The following is a 16,696-nucleotide window of genomic DNA, read 5'->3' on the forward strand; positions in this document are numbered from 1 at the left end:
ATCCCCCCGAGGCGTTTCCTTCGGGTGCGCTTAAGGACGTCATGGACAGCATCGCCATTCAGGGCGGCGCCCAGCTTTTCGGGGACATTCCCGTCAGCGGCGCCAAGAACTCCGCCATCAAGCTGATGGCCGCCTCGATCCTGACGGATCAGCCTCTGCTGCTGACCAATATGCCGCGTCTGGCGGACACCCGGTTCCTGGGCCAACTGCTGCGCCAGTTCGGCATCGAAGTGACCGAGCGCGACGGCGCGGACGGGCAGGAGAGCCTGTTTCATGCGGCCGAGTTGACCTCGACCTTCGCCCCCTATGATCTGGTTCGCCAGATGCGGGCCTCGTTCAATGTACTGGGGCCGCTGCTGGCCCGCACCGGCGAGGCCAAGGTGTCTCTGCCCGGCGGTTGCACCATCGGCGCGCGTCCGGTGGATCTGCACCTGCAGGCGCTGACGGCGCTGGGGGCCGAGATCGAACTGGACGAGGGCTATGTCACTGCTCGCGCGCCCAAGGGGTTGCGAGGAGCCGAGATCGAGTTTCCGTTCGTTTCGGTCGGGGCCACCGAACACGCCCTGCTGGCCGCCGTTCTGGCGCAGGGGACAACCGTGCTGCGCCGCGCCGCGCGCGAACCCGAGATCGGTGATCTGGCTCATTGTCTGACTGCCATGGGCGCCAAGATCGAAGGCATCGACACCGACGTCCTGACCATCACCGGGGTCTCGTCGCTGAACGGGACGACCTGGTCGGTGATTCCCGACCGAATCGAGATGGGCTCCTACGCCGTCGCCGCCGCCATGGCGGGGGGCGAGGTGCGCCTGACCAAGGCGCGGGCCGAGCTGATCGGCTCGCTGACCGACAAGATGATCGAGGCTGGGGTCGAGGTATCGCCCACCGTCGACGGCGTGCTGATCAAGCGCGATCCGAAGCAGCGGCTGAAGGCCGTGGACATCGAAACGGCCATCTATCCGGGCTTCGCCACCGACCTGCAGGCCCAGTTCATGGCCTTGATGACGACGGCCGAGGGCGTCAGCACGGTGCGCGAGACCATCTTCGAGAACCGTTTCATGCATGTGCCGGAACTGGCGCGGCTGGGGGCGGACATCTCGGTCCACGCCGGCGAGGCCCACGTCAACGGCGTCGAGGTGCTGCACGGCGCCCAGGTGATGGCGACCGATCTGCGGGCCTCCATGTGCCTGGTCATCGCGGGCCTGGTCGCCGAAGGTGAGACGACGGTCGGACGCGTCTATCATCTGGATCGCGGCTTCGAGCGTTTGGAAGAAAAGCTCGGCGCGTGCGGCGCGGACATTCGACGGATCAAGGGAACGGGTGATGAGCACTGAGATCGACGGCGTCATCACCGAAGCCAAGGCGCCGGTCGAGCCGCTGCGCCTGCTGGCCGAGGATGCCGACGATCTTCAAATCATTTCCGCAGCGCTGCAGGACGCCATCCTGCGGCCGGTCGATATCGTGTGGGAGAAGAGTGCGCGCACCCTGACCATTGCCTTCAGCCGCTTCTGCTGGGAATGCGGCGGGACGCGGGTGATGTGCGCCATGCAGTTCGGCGACGTTTTGGCGGTCAAGAGCCGGCGCCTGTCGCGCAGCCCCGATGCCTCGCTGGAATTGCTGGCGCTCGATTTCATCCCGACGGATGCGCCCGGCGGCAAGGTCATCCTGATGTTCGCCGGCGGCGGGGATTTGCGGATCGATGTCGAATGCCTGGACGCCGTGGTCACCGACATTTCAGAACGGTGGCCCGCGCGGGTCGCGCCGACCCACCTTGACGGCCCGGATCTGGACGCCCCCAAACGCGATGAAGGGAATGCGGCATGAGTGGTCCCCACAAGCTGGCTTCGGTCGAACTGGACGTGTTGACCTTGCCCGCCGCGACAGCCGAAATCGAGCATGAGCGCCGGGTCGCCATCTTCGATCTGGTCGAAAAGAACAGTTTCGAACCCGTCGGCGCCGAGGGTGGACCCTATAAGCTGAAGCTTTCTTTGCAGGACAATCGTCTGGTGTTCGATATCGATGGCGAGAACTTCAACCGCACCTACGCCATCAGCCTCACGCCGCTGAAGGGCGTGATCAAAGACTACCTGCTGATCTGCGACAGCTATTACGAGGCCCTGCGCGGGTCGTCGGCCAGCCAGATCGAATCGGTCGACATGGGTCGGCGCGGCCTGCACAACGAGGGGGCCGACCAGTTAAAGACACGACTGGACGGCAAGATCGTCGTCGATCATGAAACGGCGCGGCGGTTGTTTACGTTACTGTGTGCGCTCTACCGTCGCGGCTGACCTCGACTATCTCTGCGTTTTCGGGCATTAGGCCCCTCCATTCCGCCCCTCGCGCCCGCCCGGCGTGGGGTCGAACGCATTTTAATCGGGCGTGAGAGGCCGCATGGCTAAGGAAGAACTACTTGAGTTTCCCGGCACCGTCAGCGAACTGCTGCCGAACGCCACCTTCCGCGTGACGCTTGAGAACGACCACGAGATCATCGCCCACACGGCAGGCAAGATGCGCAAGAACCGCATCCGCGTGCTGGCCGGCGACAAGGTCCTGGTCGAAATGACCCCCTACGACCTGACCAAGGGTCGCATCACCTATCGCTTCAAGTAAGTGACGACGGCGCGTCCCGAATTGGTGCTGGCTTCGGCCAGCCCGCGCCGCATCGAACTGCTGGCGCAGGTCGGGATCACGCCCGACCATATCGATCCTGCCGATATCGACGAGACGCCGTTGAAGGGCGAAACGCCGCCACGTCTCGCCGAACGTCTGGCGACCTCCAAGGCCGAGGTGGTCGCCGCACGGCGTCCAAACGCCGTGGTTATCGCCGCCGATACGGTCGTGTCGGTCGGCCGCCGCTTCCTGGAGAAGGCGGGGGACGAGGCTGAGGCGATCCGTTTCCTGAAACTTCTGTCCGGCCGCAATCACCGCGTCTTCACCGGCGTGGCGGTGGTGCGCGACGGCAAGCTGTCGTCGCGGGTCAACGAGACGCGTGTGACCTTCAAGCCGCTGTCGGACCACGAGATCGCGACCTATGTCGCCACGGGCGACTGGCGCGGCAAGGCCGGCGGCTATGGCATCCAGGGACCAGCCGGGGCCTTCGTTCAGCGAATCGTCGGCAGCCATCCTTCTGTGATGGGTCTGCCGGTCTATGAGGCCGTCCAGCTGTTGAACGGCGTCGGCTGGCGCGCATGAGCGGCGCGGTCGAGGTCTTCCTCGACGAGACGCCTGGCGAGACGCGTGGCGCGGTCATGCGCGACGGGCGCTACACCCATCTGCTGATCCATCGTGACGACGACGCGGCCCAGACGCGGCTCGGCGCGCGGTCGATCGGGCGGGTGACCGAAGTGAATCAGGGCCTGCGCGGCGCCTTCGTCGATATCGGCGCCGATACCGCTGCCTTCCTGCACTTTCCCCGCAACGACCGCCTGAGCCAGGGCGAACGGCTGGAAGTCGTCGTCACCGCCGAGCCTCGGACCGGGAAGGGGGCCGTGGTTCGCCGCCTCGGGTCGGGGGAGGGGACACCCCGCCTGCTTCAAGCCGCGCCCAGTGTCGCCGAACAGTTGCGCGAACTCGCGCCAGGCGAGGAATCAATCGTCGGAGTCGCCGCCATCGACGCGGTGATCGAGGCGGAGGAAGAGGCTCTGGCCCGGTCCTGCGTCTTCGGGTCGCACGGAATCGACCTGGCCATTGAACGCACCCGCGCCCTGGTGGCCGTGGACATCGATTTCGCTTCGATGCCCGGTCGTGATCCGAAACAGGCGAGAGCGGTCGCGAATCGTGAGGGGCTAAGACAGGCAGCGCGGCTGATCGGGCTTCGGAACTGGGCCGGTCTGGTCGTCATCGACCTGGTCGGGGATGGTCAGGACGCCGAGGCGCAGGCCAAGACCGCCAGGACCGCCTTCGCCCATGAACCGCAGGCCGTCTTCGGACCCGTCAGTCGATTCGGCCTGATGCAGGTGTCGCTGCCTTGGCGACGCACGCCCATCGAGGAAGTGTTGCGTGACGCCGATGGACGCGTCTCTGCCCAGACGCGCGCTCTTTCGTTGGTGCGGGCGCTGCGGCGACAACTTTTGTCCGACACTCGATCTGCGCGCATCACCGCACGCTGCGCGCCGGAGGAAGCCGCCATCGCGGGCCCGCTAGCAGCGAGACTGGGGCCGCGAGCCCATGTGCAGGCCGATGTCGCAATCCCCGCCGGCCACGGCCGTATAGAAGAGAGTTGAGCCATGGCAACCTGCCCCATCTGCCGCGAGGGCGACGCCGATCCCAAGTACAAGCCCTTCTGCTCGCGCCGCTGCTCCGATGTCGATCTGCAGCGCTGGTTCACAGGCAGCTACGCCATTCCCGCCGCCCTGGACGAGGGCGCCGAAGATGATGGCGAAAAGGACTGATTGGGCGCTGGACAGGCGGAAAAGCCTCCCCTATAGACCCGCCTCTCGCGACGCCGCGTCGGCGCCTGGATAGCTCAGCTGGTAGAGCAGCGGATTGAAAATCCGCGTGTCGGTGGTTCGAACCCGCCTCCAGGCACCATCTTCTTCCCCCTCATATTGATCGTCATGCGGCTGAGGCATCATCGGATGCCCTGGCCGCTGTCTGTCTTCGCATTGTGGCATGGCGCTGCGGAGCGAATGGTCGTTGTTTCGGCCATTCAGGGCGGATTACGTCGCGAGATGTCGATTTCCGACAAGTTTGCTCCAAATGAAGCGCAATCATCATCAAAACGTCGCGTCTGGCGGATTAAATGCCATGGTTGAGCGGAACTTTTCTCCGCGTCGCTCGACTGGCTAAAAGCCGCTCTTGTCCCTTGACGCTCCGGTAAGGGTTCGTCAAAGGGTTGAGACGCCTTCCCAAGGAGGCGTTAATACGGATTACAGGAGACGCGTTCTCCGAAGGTTCGATCATCAGAGGCTGGGCGGGCGACCGGACAGTCTCTACCGAAGATTTCAGCGGGCTCGGATCCTCGATAGGACGGGGCGCGTTGAAGGAAACATTTCAGGTTGGGGGGCGGTCGCTGACTATGGCCGCACCTTTGGTTCCACGAGTCAGACCAAGCAGGAACTGGCGAATTATGCTGAACAGCAAAAAGACGAACATCCTTCTCGCCATGGCGGGCACCGCCGCGCTGATGGCGAGCTCGCCGGTCCTGGCTCAGGCCCCGGCCGAGCCGACCCCGGCTGCCGCACCTGCGGCGACCCCGACGGCAATGGCTCCGGCCGCCGACGCGGCCAACCCCGAATCCATGAACGAAGCCGTTGGCGGCGGTCACGGCGGCGACATCACGCCGATCTCCATGTTCATGGAAGCCACGGTCGTCGTTAAGGTCGTCATGGCCGGACTGATGCTGGCCTCCATCCTCTCGTGGACCCTGCTGCTCATCAAGCTGTTCGAGTTCGGCGCTCTGAACCGCAAGACGGACAACTTCCTCGAAAGCTTCCGCGGCGCCCGCACCATTGCTGACATGCGCGCCGTCTCGACCCAGGAAGAGTTCGACGGCAACCCGCTGGCCGACATGGCCGCCGCGGCCACCGAAGAAGTTGAACTGTCGCGTCAGGCCGGTCTGTCGGTCACCGGCGATCACCTCGACTCGGCTCTGGGCCGCGCCGCCGCCGCCGTCACCGCCGTTCAATCCGGTCTGGCCCTGCGCCTGTCGGGTGGACAGCAGTTCCTGGCTTCGGTCGGCTCCATCGGTCCGTTCGTCGGTCTGTTCGGCACCGTTTACGGCATCATGAACTCCTTCATCGGCATCGCGCAGTCCAACACGACCAACCTGGCCGTCGTTGCTCCGGGTATCGCCGAGGCTCTGCTGGCCACAGGTATCGGTCTGTTCGCCGCTATCCCGGCCGTTGTGTTCTACAACTACTTCAACACCCGCATCGCCGCCTACGGCACCCGTGCCGACGGCTTCGCCGCTGAGCTGCTGAACGGCATCTCGCGTCAGCTCGACAAGGGAGCGTAAGACGGATGGCCGCCAAGATTAAATCGGGCGGCGGCGGCAACCAGGTCGAGGCCAACAGCGACATCAACGTCACGCCTTTCGTTGATATCATGTTGGTCTTGCTCATCATCTTCATGGTCGCGGCTCCGCTTGCTTCCGTGTCGGTGCCCGTCGAGTTGCCAATCGCCGTCGCCAAGGCGGCCCCGAACCCGCCCAAGCCGGTCTATATTTCGATCCAGAACGACGGCGACGTCTATGTGGGCGACTTCAGGACCGACGTCGGATCCCTGGGCGACGATCTGAAAGAACAGATCGGCGCCCGGAACCCGGCAGATGAGCGGATCTTCATTCGGGGCGACCAGAACACCCGTTACGGCGACTTCATGCAGGTCATGAATGCGCTCCAGGATAACGGCTTCTATAGTGTTGCACTGGTCGGCGAAGACCAGGCGACGAGTTAGGGTGCGGAGATAGAATGACAGACGTCGAATATCATCGCAGTCGTTACGACGTACCCAAGAAGAAGGGCTTCATGGGGGTTTCTTACCCCGTGCTGATCGTCTGCCTGCTGGTCGTCACCATCCTGTTCGCTCTGCTGATCTTCTTCTTGCAACAGTCGAAGTTCAAGCTGAAGGAGTTCAACTACGTCGACGAGTCCGTCGAGGTCGAGTTGGTCGAGCCGGTTCCGCCGCCTCCACCGCCTCCGCCCCCGCCGCCTCCGCCGACGGATACGCCTCCGCCGCCGAAGCTTCAGGTGCGCGTGCCGGCCCCGGTCCCCAACGTCATGCCGCCTCCGCCGGTGAACATCACGCCGACGAAGAAGGAAGACCGAGTCGAATATACGGGCCCGCCCGTCAATATTCCTGGACCTCCGCCTCCGCCCGCCCCTCCGGCTCCGGCCCGTCCGGCGACCATCACGAACGTCTCGTGGTCGCGCCAACCGCGCCCCGAATTCCCCGCCCGCGCTCAAGAGCGTGGTATCGAGGAGGGAACGGTCGTTCTGCTTTGCTCTGTTCAGGCCAATGGTTCGGCTACGAACTGCAGCATCGTTTCCGAGACTCCTTCAGGAGCCGGATTCGGTCGCGAAGCCGTGGCGTCCATGCGTTCCGCGCGCTTTGCGCCAGGCACTGTGGATGGGGTCGCTCAAGGCGGACAGGCGCGCTTCACAGTTCGCTTCCGCCTTCAGTAGGCCTGATCTTCTATTCGACAGAACGCCCCGGCATCCGCCGGGGCGTTTTTGTTTGGCCATACCGCACTCTAGGCTTGATTGGTGGGTGAGGCCTCGGTAGAGAACGCGCCTCGCGATGAGCGGGCCGCCTTAGCTCAGTTGGTTAGAGCGCCGGTTTGTGGAACCGGAGGTCCTCAGTTCAAGCCTGAGAGGCGGTACCATCGCAAAGCGCGGCCGGGCTTGCAGCCCGCCGTCGCAGCGACCATCTCCTGATCATCGGCCGGTCGGTCGATCCCCAACATCGACAGGAGAAGGCCTCATGAAGACGCGCAAGCTGGGTCCGAACGGGCCCGAGTTTTCGGCCATAGGCCTGGGCTGCATGGGCATGAGCGCCTTCTACGGCAGCTCGGACGAGGCCCAGTCCATCTCGGTCATTCATCGCGCGCTCGATCTCGGCATCACCCTGTTCGACACCGCCGAGATGTATGGCCCGCACACCAACGAGATCCTGGTGGGCAAGGCGCTGAAGGACCGGCGCGACCAAGCCTTCATCGCCACCAAGTTCGGCATCAACTACAATGCCGACCGCACCAAGCTGATGACCGACGGCAGTCCGGCGAACGTTCGCCGCGCCATCGAGGGCAGTTTGCAACGCCTCGGCGTCGATCACGTCGATCTCTACTATCTGCATCGCGTCGATCCGGAAACGCCGATCGAGGAGACGGTCGGGGCGATGGCCGAACTGGTCACAGAGGGCAAGGTCCGCTTCCTGGGCCTGTCCGAGGCCGCGCCCGACACATTGCGCAAGGCCCATGCGACCCATCCGATCACGGCGCTGCAGACGGAATATTCGCTGTGGAGCCGCGAGCCCGAGGAGGAGCTGTTCTCGGTCGTGCGCGAACTGGGCATCGGCTTCGTGCCCTACAGCCCGCTGGGTCGGGGTTTCCTGTCGGGCGACATCACCTCCATCGACGATCTGGACGCCGACGACTTCCGCCGCACCAATCCGCGCTTCATGGGCGAGAACTTCCAGAAGAATCTGGATCTTGTGGAAGCCGTGAAGACCATCGCCGCCGACAAGGGCGTCACCGCCGCCCAACTGGCCCTGGCCTGGGTGCTGGCGCAGGGCGAGGATCTGGTTCCGATCCCCGGCACGCGCCGCATCGCGACCCTGGAGCAAAATGCGGCGGCTGCGGATGTCGTCCTGACGCCCGAGGATCTGGCGCGGATCGAGGCGGTCTTCCCCAAGGGCGCCGCGACGGGGCATCGCTACGCCGAGGCGGCGCGAGCGGCCCTGAACCGCTAAGGCCGAGAGGCAGACATGAAAAAGGCCCGGTCGGATCGCTCCGGCCGGGCCTTTCGTCTGTCTGGCGCTTCGATCCTACTGGATGCGGGTCCAGGTCTGGGTCTTGCACAGGGGGGCGACGACGCAGCCGCGCAGGTTCAGGCTGTTGTCACCGGTCATGGTGATGGTGCCGCGATAGGTGCGGCCGTCAGCCGGGTTGTAGACCGAGCCGTTGCGCCATTCCGTCGGGCCGCCGGTGAAGCCCGTCAGCATGGGCAGGTTGCGAAGCGTGCGGCTGCGCAGGGCGGTGTCGCGGTTCTGAGTGTCGCGGACGTTAGCGTCGGTGCGGATATGGTTCGAAGTCACCAGCGTGCCGCACAGCGCCTGACCACAGCGCGCGATACGAACCTGGCCGCCGTTGGTTGGCGTCTGCCACAGGCCGGTCGGATCGCCGGCCAGGGCCGGGGAGGCGAGGGCGGCCGCCAGGGTGGCTGCAGCCAGCATGATCTTGATCTTCATAGTCGTTCCCTTTTCGTCGGGTCGGTTGCACCGCCCGTTGAAGGCGACGTTGATCCCGGTTTCAGTTGAAAACAAGGCTGAAACAACGGGTATCGCCAACGAAAACCGGACCTTAAGTCAACTTTGGCCGTCGATCAGGGCCAGCCATTCGTCCTCGGTCAGAACCTGGACGCCGTGCTTCTCGGCGTCCTTGAGCTTTGATCCCGCGCCGGGGCCGGCGACAACATAGTCGGTCTTTTTCGACACCGAACCCGAGACCTTGGCGCCCAGGCTTTCGGCGCGGGCCTTGGCTTCGTCGCGGGTGAAGCGCTCCAGGGCGCCGGTGAAGACGACGGTCTTGCCGGCCACCGGGGTGTCGGACTTGGGGCGTTCGGCGTCGAGGATTTCGGTCAGTTCGGCCTCTAGCGCCGCGACCACCTGAAGATTGTGGGGCTCGTGGAAGAAGTGGGCCAGCGCCAGGGCGGCGACGGGGCCGACGCCGGTGACGCCGGCGATCTGGTTCAGGATTTCGGACGGGCCTTCCTCGCGCGCCACGCGGGCCAGTTCGACCAGGCCGGACCAGTCGTCCGTCATCGTCGCCAGCGAGCGGCGGGCCGGGGCGGCCATGCCGGGGAAGGCCTGGCTGATCTTCATGTCCATCGTCGCCTCAGGCCAGGGATCGGCGGCGGGGGGCGCCGCCTCGGCCATCAGGGTCAGGACGCGGGGCGATATGGCGTGCGCGGCGGCCAGGGCGGTCCAGGCGTCCGACGAGACGCCCGAGGCGGCCTGGAGACAGGCGGCCTTTAGCGCGGGCCAGCTTTCGAAGGCGCGGGCCAGGACGATGGAGGTCTGTTCGCCGATGTCGCGTATGCCCAGGCCGAACAGGAACCGGTCCAGCGAGATGACGCGACGGGCGTCGATGCCGGCGACCAGGTTGCGGATGCTGGTTTCACCATAGCCGTCGTCACGTTCAAGCTCTTTCAGCCGCGCTTCGTCGCGCGCCAGGCGGAAGATGTCGGCCGGCTCCTTGATCCAGCCGCGCGCATTGAAGGCGACCAGCTGTTTCTCGCCCAGGCCCTCAATGTCGAAGGCGCGGCGGCCGACGAAATGCTTGAGCCGTTCGACGATCTGGGCGTCGCAGATCAGGCCGCCGGTGCAGCGGCGCTTGACCTCGTCGCCCTCGCGCACGGCTTCGGAGGCGCAGACCGGGCATTTGTCGGGGAAGACATAGGGGACCGCGTCGGCGGGGCGCAGGTCGGGGACCACGCCCAGGATCTGGGGGATGACGTCGCCGGCGCGTTGCAGGCGGACGGTGTCGCCGATGCGGACGTCCAGACGTTCGATCTCGTCTTCATTATGCAGGGTGGCGTTCCTGACCACGACGCCGCCGACGGTGACGGGGTGCAGCCGGGCGACGGGGGTCAGGGAGCCGGTGCGGCCGACCTGGATGTCGATGCCTTCCAGCACCGTGGTCGCCTGTTGGGCGGGGAATTTGTGGGCGATGGCCCAGCGGGGGCTGCGGGCGACGAAGCCCAGACGGCGCTGCCAGTCCAGGCGGTCGACCTTGTAGACCACGCCGTCGATGTCATAGCCCAGGGTCGCGCGGTCGCGTTCCAGTTCGCGATAGACGGCGATCAGGCCTTCGGCGCCCTCGACCCGGCGCGAGCGTTCGTTGACGGGGAAGCCCCAGGCCTTGAGCTTTTGCAGGGCGTCCCACTGGGTCTCGGCGAAGTCGCTGGAATGTTCGCCCCAGGCGTAGGCGAAGAAGTTCAGCGGGCGCTTGCCCGTGATCCGGGCGTCCTTCTGGCGCAGGGAGCCGGCGGCGAAGTTGCGGGGGTTGGCGTAGGTGCGGCGGCCCTCGGCCTCTGCCGCGGCGTTGAAGGCGGCAAAGGCGTCGTTGGGGGCGTAGACCTCGCCCCGGATCTCGATCCGGTCGGGCCAGTCGTCGCCGGCCAAAGTCTGTTTCACATCGGCGATGGTGTTCAGATTGGCGGTGACGTCCTCGCCCGCACGGCCGTCGCCGCGCGTGGCGCCGATGGTCAGCCGGCCATCGATATAGAGCAGGTTTGCGGACAGGCCGTCGATCTTGGGCTCGGCGACGAAGGCGATGGGCTCGTCGGCGGGCAGTTTCAGGAAGCGGGCGATGCGGGCGACGAAATCGCGCACCTCGCCCTCGTCGAAGGCGTTGTCCAAGGACAGCATTGGCACGCCGTGGCGGACCTCGGCGAACTGGGTGGAGACGGCGGCGCCGACCTTGTTGGACGGGGAATCCGGGCGGATCAGGTCGGGGAAGGCGGTCTCGATCGCCAGGTTGCGGGCGCGCAGGGCGTCGTAGTCGGCGTCGGAAATCTCGGGCGCGGCCTCGTTGTAGAGGGCGTCGTGACGGGCCATCTCGGCCGCCAGCCAGGCCAGGGCCTCGGCGGCCGTTTCGGCGGTCAGATCTTCGACAGGAGTTTCGAGAGGAATCGCGGAGGCCATTTCGCCGTCATATCATCTGTCGCGGCGGCCGTGCATCGCGCAAAGCCGATGATGACAGAACCGTAGGCTGACGGCCCGATCGGTCGGCGCTAGGGTCCGGGTTCTGTGTTGGAGCCTGTATGAACCGTTCGACCCTCTGCCTTGTCCTGACCAGCGCCGCCCTGGTCATTAGCGGCTGCAACGCCGTTCCCGTCGCAACGACGCCTGTCGCCTCTGTCACGCCTGTCGAGATGGCTCCAAGCCAACTGCTGGAGGACGTTCGCATCCTTTCGGCGGACGACATGCAGGGGCGCGACACCGGATCCGAGGGCGGAGAGCGCGCCCGCGCCTATATCGTATCCCGGCTGGAAGCCATCGGCGTGCAGGCGCCGCCGTTCGGGCGCTTGCAGCCGTTCGAGGCGCCGGGCCGCACGCGAGAAGGCGTCAAGACGTTCAGCGGCGTCAACATCGTTGGCCTGATCCCCGGAACGCGCGTTGCGGATCGCTACATCGTCGTGACGGCGCACTACGACCACGTCGGCGTCAATGACGGTCAGATCTTCCATGGCGCGGACGACAACGCCTCGGGCGTGGCGACCATGCTGGAGCTGGCGACGCGGCTGAAAGCCCAGCCGCCGGAACACAGCGTGCTGATCGTGGCTCTGGACGGAGAGGAGCGGGGCCTGTTGGGCGCGCGCGAGTTCGTAAAGGCGCCGCCGGTGCCGCTGTCGTCGATCAGCCTGAACCTGAACTTCGACATGACGGCGCGGGCCGAGACCGACGGCCATCTGTGGGTCACCGGCACCTATCAGCATCCCAATTTGCGGCCGGTGCTGGAGGCCGTGCAACCGAACGGGGCCGTGTCCTTCGCCTTCGGCAAGGACACGCCGCAGGATACGGGCGAAAACAACTGGGTCGAGGCGTCCGACCACGGCGCCTTCCACGCGGCGGGCGTGCCCTTCCTCTATATGGGCGTGGATGATCACCCCGACTATCACCGCCCCAGCGACACCTTCGAGCGGATCACGCCGTCGGTCTTCACCAGCGCGACCGAGATCGCCATCGCCGGCTTCCGCGCCCTGGATCAGGCGCTGGATCGATGAGGCGCCGCCTTGGTGCGATCGTCGTCATGGGCTTGCTTGCCCTCAGCGCCTGTGAGCGTCGGGAGGCGGCGGAGCCGACGCCTGAAACCGCACGGTTCAGTCATCGACTGAGCGCCGACATCTCGGGCGACTATCGTCCCGTCGGCGAGGGTAGCGGTCAGGTGGCGTCGCTGTTCGTCGGTCAAGCGGCGGGATTCACGGCCTGGGAGGCGGGACAAGGCGGCCCGCCGCCGCTGATCCTGTCGCTGGTCGGGCCGCAGGGGGCGATGCGGGTGAACCCAGACGCCTATGCGATCACCGACGACACGGTGCAGATGACAGGTTCGGCGCCGGGCGGCGGCATCGTGCGGCTGCAGGGGCGGATCGACCAGGGGGCGCTGGCGACGGCGCGGCGCAATCTCGGCGACCAGACGCCCGTCATCACCGGAACGGTTTCGGTGGATGGGCAGCGCACGGCCTTCGCGCTGAGCTGGTGGGGTGGCGACTGATCAGAGAATGGCGCGGACGGCCAGATAGACCCCGGTCGCGATCAGAATCCAAAGAAGGACGCTGAGGCCGACGATAAAGCCTACAGACCGGATCCCGGACCAGCGAGGTTCGGCATCACCGATGTGAGGTTCGCGGGATCGGGGAGATTTCTTGATCACAATCAACTTATGGTAGCATGTTGATTGGCGGTCAATGTGCATGCGGAGGCGGCTGTATTGAGGTTGATAATTCTGCAACCCTGAGGAATGGTGGTCCTGAGGGGGGCGGATGAATGTCGACAGTGGAGGCTGCCGAGCGTCAGGTTGAACCTGCGCGTTGCGTCACGATACGCAATGGCAGGGGTGATGCCTGGCTGATCCGTCTGCTGGATATGGTCCTGTCGTTCTGGGCCTTGGTGATCCTGCTGCCGCTGCTTGTGCTGACCGCCCTGGCGGTGAGGGCGCAGGACGGAGGCCCGGCGCTCTTTCGCCAGCAAAGGATCGGGCGAGGCGGACGGGTGTTCGACTGTCTGAAGTTCCGGTCCATGACCATCGACGCCGAGGCCAGTTTGCCGGACCTCATGGACGCGGAATGGAATGCAGCGCGCAAGTTTCGTTGCGATGCGCGGGTCACGCGCCTGGGTCGTGTCTTGCGCCTTTCCAGCCTGGATGAACTGCCGCAACTACTGAACGTGCTGAGGGGCGAGATGTCGCTGGTCGGACCTCGCCCGATCGTGCTGGACGAGGCGACGCTGTATGGGCGGCGGCTGGCCGACTATTGCGCCGTTCGGCCGGGCCTGACGGGGCTGTGGCAGGTGTCGGGCCGCAACGACGTGCCCTATCCGCGTCGGGTGGCCATGGACGTTTGGCTGGTCAGGAACCGGACGGTGCGCGTCTATCTGACGATTTTGGCGCGCACGATCCCGGCGGTGCTGAGCCGAAGGGGCGTCTATTAGGGCAGGCGTTCCTCGAAACAGTCATCCGTGCCGATGATGGCCAGGTCCGCAAGGTCCAGGAACAGGCCGTGTTCGACCACGCCGGTGATCAGTTTCAGATCGTCAGCCAAACGAACCGGATCATGGATGGCCTTGCAGCCGGCGTCGTAGATCAGGTTGCCGCCGTCGGTGCGGACCAGGCCGCGATCCGCCTGACGCACGCGGGCAGGCTGGTTGATGTCATGATCGATCAGGACGTCGGCGATACGGTTGGCCGTGGTCTTGTGACCGAAGGCGACGACCTCGATGGGCAGAGGGAAGGTCCCCAGCACGGGCACCACCTTGGCGGCGTCGGCGATGACGATGCAGCGCGCCGAAGCCTCCCAAACCAGCTTTTCACGCAGCAGGGCCGCGCCGCCGCCCTTGATCAGAGCGAGACCGGGACCGACCTCGTCGGCGCCGTCCACGGTCAGGTCGATGCGGGGGGTGTCCTCCAGCGTGGACAGGGTCAGGCCCAGTTCGCGCGCCAGGTCAGCGGTCTTTTCCGAGGTCGGGACGCAGCGCAGGCCGGGCAGGTTCCGCGCCGCCAACGCCTTGACGAACCAGGCGGCGGTCGAGCCGGTGCCCAGGCCGACGACCATGCCGGCCTCGACATGGGCGGCGGCGGCCTCGCCAGCGTTCTTTTTCTGGAGGTCGCTCATTTGGATTTTGCGGCTTTCTGAGCTTTCGCCTTCTCGCGGAAGGCGGCGCCGGCGTCCGGCTTGAGGGTCTGACGGGCGCGACCGAACGCCAGTGCGTCGGCAGGCACGTCCTCTGTGATCACGGAGCCGGAGGCGATCATTGCGCCGTCGCCGATGCTCACGGGGGCGACCAGGCTGGAGTTCGAGCCGACGAAGGCCCCGGAGCCGACCTGGGTCCGGGCCTTGTTGAAGCCGTCGTAGTTGCAAAAAATGGTCCCGGCGCCGATATTGGCCCCCGCGCCAACCGAGCCGTCGCCCAGATAGGCCAGGTGGTTGGCCTTGGCGCCCTCGGCCATCTTCACGTTCTTCACCTCGACGAAGTTGCCGATCTTGACGCCCGTCGCCAGGTCCGCGCCGGAGCGCAGGCGGGCGTAGGGGCCGACTTCGGCGCCGGAGGCGACGCGGGCGCCCTCGACATGGCTGAAGCTGCGGATCCGGGCGCCGCCCTCGATCACCGCGCCGGGGCCGAAGACGACGAAGGGTTCGATCACGGTACCTCCGCCAACCTGAGTGTCCCAGGCGAAATGGACGGTGTCGGGCGCGCTCATGGTCACGCCCGCCGCCAGGAAGGTCTCACGCTGGACGGTCTGGAACAGGGCCTCGGCCTGGGCCAGTTCGGCCTGTGAGTTGACGCCCATGACGGCGTCCTCGGCGGCGAAGACGGCGCGGGTCGGATGGCCGCCCTTGCGCGCCAGTTCGACCACGTCGGTCAGATAGTATTCGCCCTTGGCGTTGTCGTTGCGCACATCCGCCAGCAGCGAGAACAGCAGGGCGGCCGGCGCGGCCATGACGCCGGAGTTGCAAGCGGTGACGGCGAGGACTTCGGCCGAGGCTTCCTTGGCCTCGGTGATGGCGGTCAAGGCGTCGCCGTCCAGGATCAGCCGGCCGTAGGCGCCGGGATCGCGCGCCTCGAAGCCGATCACGGTTACACCAACGACATTGAACACAGGCTCGATGTCGGCGGCCTTCAGCAGGGGCACGTCGCCGTAGGTGACGACCACCTCGCCGTCGAAGCCGGCCAGCGCCTGTTCGGCGGCGCGGACGGCGTGGCCGGTTCCCAGCGGCGGGTCCTGAACGGCGATGGCGGCCTCGCCCAACCGCTTGACCACATGGGCGCGGACCTCGGGGGAGTGGGTTCCTACCACGACGACGATCCGTTCACAGCCCAGGCCCTCGGCCGCATCAATGGCGTGGTCCAGCATGGCGCGATGGCCCACCGGATGCAGCACCTTGGGCAGGGGCGATTTCATCCGCGTGCCCTGGCCGGCGGCGAGAATGATGGCGGCGCGGGCGCGCGTCTGGCTGGTCATGAATCGTCTCGCGGTCTAGTCGTCCTGCGATCTAGCCCATCATGCGGGCCAGCGGGAGATGTGGATGACCGATCGCGACCTGGAAGGCTGGACCATCGCCTTCGATCTGGATGGGACGCTGGTCGATTCCGCGCCGGATCTGATCGGAACCCTGAACCGGTTGCTGGTCGAGGAGGGTTTGCCGCCCGTGCCGATGGAATCCGCCTCGACCCTGATCGGTTCGGGTGCGCGGGCGTTGCTGGTTCACGGCTTCGAGGCCGCCGGGGCCTCGGTCGAACGAGCGCAATCTGATGAACTGTTCGAGCGGTTCCTGGTCGATTACGCCGCCCACATCGCCGACGGGTCGCAGCCGTTCGAAGGCGTGGTCGAGACTCTGGAGCGGCTGAGCGAACGCGGAGCGATCCTGGTCGTGGCGACCAACAAGCGGTCGGATCTGTCGGAATTGCTGCTGGAAAAGCTGGACCTGACCCGGCATTTCGCCGCTATCGTCGGGCCGGACCGGGTCAGCGCCCGCAAACCCTCGGGCGCGCATCTGAAGGAGGCGGTCGTCAAGGCCGACGGCGATCCCGAACGCGCAATCATGGTAGGCGACGCGGCGCCCGACGCGGATGCGGCCAAGGATGCGGGCATACCGTGCATCCTGGTCACCTTCGGCTTCACGCCCGTGCCGGTCGAGGAACTGGGCGCCGACGTGCTGATCGACGATTTCGAGGATGTCGAGGAAGCCATCGACGGCATCCTGTCGGACTTCTACGTCATGAAGGCGCTGAAATTCTGAGGGGCGCCGACAGGAAATCTGTC

At 65.9% G+C, this 16,696-nt stretch carries 19 protein-coding genes and 2 tRNA genes; 17 read left to right on the forward strand and 4 right to left on the reverse strand.

The features are described from left to right. The first annotated feature begins 41 nt into the window (after positions 1-41). From murA to ACP693_RS09385, 13 genes are all read left to right on the forward strand, one after another. On the forward strand, positions 42-1,331 hold the full coding sequence (gene murA, locus ACP693_RS09325) for a UDP-N-acetylglucosamine 1-carboxyvinyltransferase (protein ID WP_426017347.1): 1,290 nt from the start codon (positions 42-44) through the stop codon (positions 1,329-1,331). Next, entirely contained in the window at positions 1,321-1,821 is a 501-nt protein-coding gene (locus ACP693_RS09330; RefSeq protein ID WP_426017346.1) for a DUF2948 family protein, read from the forward strand. Before murA ends, ACP693_RS09330 begins: the two co-directional genes overlap by 11 nt. Further along, positions 1,818-2,285: a UPF0262 family protein gene (locus tag ACP693_RS09335; RefSeq protein WP_426017344.1), complete on the forward strand. Its 468-nt coding sequence runs from the start codon at positions 1,818-1,820 to the stop codon at positions 2,283-2,285. Before ACP693_RS09330 ends, ACP693_RS09335 begins: the two co-directional genes overlap by 4 nt. A gap of 103 nt (positions 2,286-2,388) precedes the next feature. Then, positions 2,389-2,607: a translation initiation factor IF-1 gene (gene infA / locus ACP693_RS09340; RefSeq protein ID WP_008261544.1), complete on the forward strand. Its 219-nt coding sequence runs from the start codon at positions 2,389-2,391 to the stop codon at positions 2,605-2,607. Further along, a complete protein-coding gene (locus tag ACP693_RS09345) occupies positions 2,608-3,189 on the forward strand; it encodes a Maf family protein (protein WP_426017343.1) in 582 nt (193 codons plus the stop codon). Beyond that, positions 3,186-4,220, forward strand: a complete 1,035-nt coding sequence (locus ACP693_RS09350) for a ribonuclease E/G (protein WP_426017341.1) — start codon at positions 3,186-3,188, stop codon at positions 4,218-4,220. Before ACP693_RS09345 ends, ACP693_RS09350 begins: the two co-directional genes overlap by 4 nt. Before the next feature lie 3 nt (positions 4,221-4,223). Then, on the forward strand, positions 4,224-4,388 hold the full coding sequence (locus tag ACP693_RS09355; RefSeq protein WP_426017340.1) for a DNA gyrase inhibitor YacG: 165 nt from the start codon (positions 4,224-4,226) through the stop codon (positions 4,386-4,388). 63 nt (positions 4,389-4,451) lie between these two features. After that, a tRNA-Phe gene (locus ACP693_RS09360) sits at positions 4,452-4,527 on the forward strand. Positions 4,528-5,065: 538 nt separating this feature from the next. Next, positions 5,066-5,953 carry a MotA/TolQ/ExbB proton channel family protein gene (locus ACP693_RS09365; RefSeq protein WP_426017338.1) on the forward strand — a complete coding sequence of 296 codons (888 nt, stop codon included), beginning with the start codon at positions 5,066-5,068 and terminating at the stop codon, positions 5,951-5,953. Positions 5,954-5,958: 5 nt separating this feature from the next. Next, the gene (locus ACP693_RS09370; protein ID WP_426017337.1) at positions 5,959-6,393 is read left to right on the forward strand and encodes an ExbD/TolR family protein; all 435 of its coding nucleotides are present in this window, start codon (positions 5,959-5,961) and stop codon (positions 6,391-6,393) included. A gap of 14 nt (positions 6,394-6,407) precedes the next feature. Further along, entirely contained in the window at positions 6,408-7,121 is a 714-nt protein-coding gene (locus tag ACP693_RS09375; protein WP_135195744.1) for an energy transducer TonB, read from the forward strand. Between the two features lie 123 nt (positions 7,122-7,244). Continuing rightward, positions 7,245-7,321: transfer RNA gene (locus ACP693_RS09380), tRNA-His, on the forward strand. A 98-nt stretch (positions 7,322-7,419) separates the two neighbouring features. Beyond that, on the forward strand, positions 7,420-8,406 hold the full coding sequence (locus tag ACP693_RS09385) for an aldo/keto reductase (RefSeq protein ID WP_426017335.1): 987 nt from the start codon (positions 7,420-7,422) through the stop codon (positions 8,404-8,406). Positions 8,407-8,481: 75 nt separating this feature from the next. Here ACP693_RS09385 and ACP693_RS09390 read toward each other — a convergent pair whose 3' ends face one another. Beyond that, the gene (locus ACP693_RS09390; protein WP_346495464.1) at positions 8,482-8,904 is read right to left on the reverse strand and encodes a DUF2147 domain-containing protein; all 423 of its coding nucleotides are present in this window, start codon (positions 8,902-8,904) and stop codon (positions 8,482-8,484) included. A gap of 117 nt (positions 8,905-9,021) precedes the next feature. Continuing rightward, positions 9,022-11,361, reverse strand: coding sequence for an NAD-dependent DNA ligase LigA (gene ligA / locus ACP693_RS09395; protein ID WP_426017334.1), 2,340 nt, complete (start codon positions 11,359-11,361; stop codon positions 9,022-9,024). 119 nt (positions 11,362-11,480) lie between these two features. Here ligA and ACP693_RS09400 point away from each other — a divergent pair, with 119 nt between their 5' ends. The 3 genes from ACP693_RS09400 to ACP693_RS09410 all read left to right on the forward strand — a co-directional run bounded on the left by ACP693_RS09400 (position 11,481) and on the right by ACP693_RS09410 (position 13,866). After that, positions 11,481-12,443: a M28 family peptidase gene (locus ACP693_RS09400; protein WP_426017333.1), complete on the forward strand. Its 963-nt coding sequence runs from the start codon at positions 11,481-11,483 to the stop codon at positions 12,441-12,443. Further along, positions 12,440-12,931 carry a hypothetical protein gene (locus tag ACP693_RS09405; protein WP_426017332.1) on the forward strand — a complete coding sequence of 164 codons (492 nt, stop codon included), beginning with the start codon at positions 12,440-12,442 and terminating at the stop codon, positions 12,929-12,931. The genes ACP693_RS09400 and ACP693_RS09405 overlap by 4 nt, the downstream gene beginning before the upstream one ends. Before the next feature lie 272 nt (positions 12,932-13,203). Beyond that, positions 13,204-13,866, forward strand: a complete 663-nt coding sequence (locus ACP693_RS09410; protein WP_426017330.1) for a sugar transferase — start codon at positions 13,204-13,206, stop codon at positions 13,864-13,866. Here ACP693_RS09410 and rpiA read toward each other — a convergent pair. Next, positions 13,863-14,546 carry a ribose-5-phosphate isomerase RpiA gene (rpiA, locus tag ACP693_RS09415; protein ID WP_426017329.1) on the reverse strand — a complete coding sequence of 228 codons (684 nt, stop codon included), beginning with the start codon at positions 14,544-14,546 and terminating at the stop codon, positions 13,863-13,865. The genes ACP693_RS09410 and rpiA overlap by 4 nt on opposite strands. Further along, entirely contained in the window at positions 14,543-15,895 is a 1,353-nt protein-coding gene (glmU, locus tag ACP693_RS09420) for a bifunctional UDP-N-acetylglucosamine diphosphorylase/glucosamine-1-phosphate N-acetyltransferase GlmU (RefSeq protein ID WP_426017328.1), read from the reverse strand. The genes rpiA and glmU overlap by 4 nt, the downstream gene beginning before the upstream one ends. A gap of 58 nt (positions 15,896-15,953) precedes the next feature. Between glmU and ACP693_RS09425 the strand changes: the two genes are divergently transcribed. Then, on the forward strand, positions 15,954-16,673 hold the full coding sequence (locus ACP693_RS09425) for an HAD-IA family hydrolase (protein ID WP_426017327.1): 720 nt from the start codon (positions 15,954-15,956) through the stop codon (positions 16,671-16,673). The last annotated feature ends 23 nt before the right edge of the window (positions 16,674-16,696 follow it).

Origin of the sequence: Brevundimonas sp. TWP1-3, from assembly GCF_049896085.1 — a bacterium.
Taxonomy (GTDB): domain Bacteria; phylum Pseudomonadota; class Alphaproteobacteria; order Caulobacterales; family Caulobacteraceae; genus Brevundimonas.

Bases quoted from the DNA above. Each gene is read 5' to 3' on its own strand.
- ACP693_RS09370 (WP_426017337.1), top strand. From the start codon at position 5,959: ATGGCCGCCAAGATTAAATCGGGCGGCGGCGGCAACCAGGTCGAGGCC.
- ACP693_RS09400 (WP_426017333.1), top strand. From the start codon at position 11,481: ATGAACCGTTCGACCCTCTGCCTTGTCCTGACCAGCGCCGCCCTGGTC.
- ACP693_RS09375 (WP_135195744.1), top strand. From the start codon at position 6,408: ATGACAGACGTCGAATATCATCGCAGTCGTTACGACGTACCCAAGAAG.
- ACP693_RS09390 (WP_346495464.1), bottom strand. From the start codon at position 8,904: ATGAAGATCAAGATCATGCTGGCTGCAGCCACCCTGGCGGCCGCCCTC.
- ACP693_RS09335 (WP_426017344.1), top strand. From the start codon at position 1,818: ATGAGTGGTCCCCACAAGCTGGCTTCGGTCGAACTGGACGTGTTGACC.
- ACP693_RS09405 (WP_426017332.1), top strand. From the start codon at position 12,440: ATGAGGCGCCGCCTTGGTGCGATCGTCGTCATGGGCTTGCTTGCCCTC.
- ACP693_RS09425 (WP_426017327.1), top strand. From the start codon at position 15,954: ATGTGGATGACCGATCGCGACCTGGAAGGCTGGACCATCGCCTTCGAT.
- infA (WP_008261544.1), top strand. From the start codon at position 2,389: ATGGCTAAGGAAGAACTACTTGAGTTTCCCGGCACCGTCAGCGAACTG.
- ACP693_RS09355 (WP_426017340.1), top strand. From the start codon at position 4,224: ATGGCAACCTGCCCCATCTGCCGCGAGGGCGACGCCGATCCCAAGTAC.
- ligA (WP_426017334.1), bottom strand. From the start codon at position 11,361: ATGGCCTCCGCGATTCCTCTCGAAACTCCTGTCGAAGATCTGACCGCC.
- ACP693_RS09330 (WP_426017346.1), top strand. From the start codon at position 1,321: ATGAGCACTGAGATCGACGGCGTCATCACCGAAGCCAAGGCGCCGGTC.
- ACP693_RS09365 (WP_426017338.1), top strand. From the start codon at position 5,066: ATGCTGAACAGCAAAAAGACGAACATCCTTCTCGCCATGGCGGGCACC.
- ACP693_RS09410 (WP_426017330.1), top strand. From the start codon at position 13,204: ATGTCGACAGTGGAGGCTGCCGAGCGTCAGGTTGAACCTGCGCGTTGC.
- ACP693_RS09350 (WP_426017341.1), top strand. From the start codon at position 3,186: ATGAGCGGCGCGGTCGAGGTCTTCCTCGACGAGACGCCTGGCGAGACG.
- ACP693_RS09385 (WP_426017335.1), top strand. From the start codon at position 7,420: ATGAAGACGCGCAAGCTGGGTCCGAACGGGCCCGAGTTTTCGGCCATA.
- glmU (WP_426017328.1), bottom strand. From the start codon at position 15,895: ATGACCAGCCAGACGCGCGCCCGCGCCGCCATCATTCTCGCCGCCGGC.
- rpiA (WP_426017329.1), bottom strand. From the start codon at position 14,546: ATGAGCGACCTCCAGAAAAAGAACGCTGGCGAGGCCGCCGCCGCCCAT.
- murA (WP_426017347.1), top strand. From the start codon at position 42: ATGGACAGCATCGCCATTCAGGGCGGCGCCCAGCTTTTCGGGGACATT.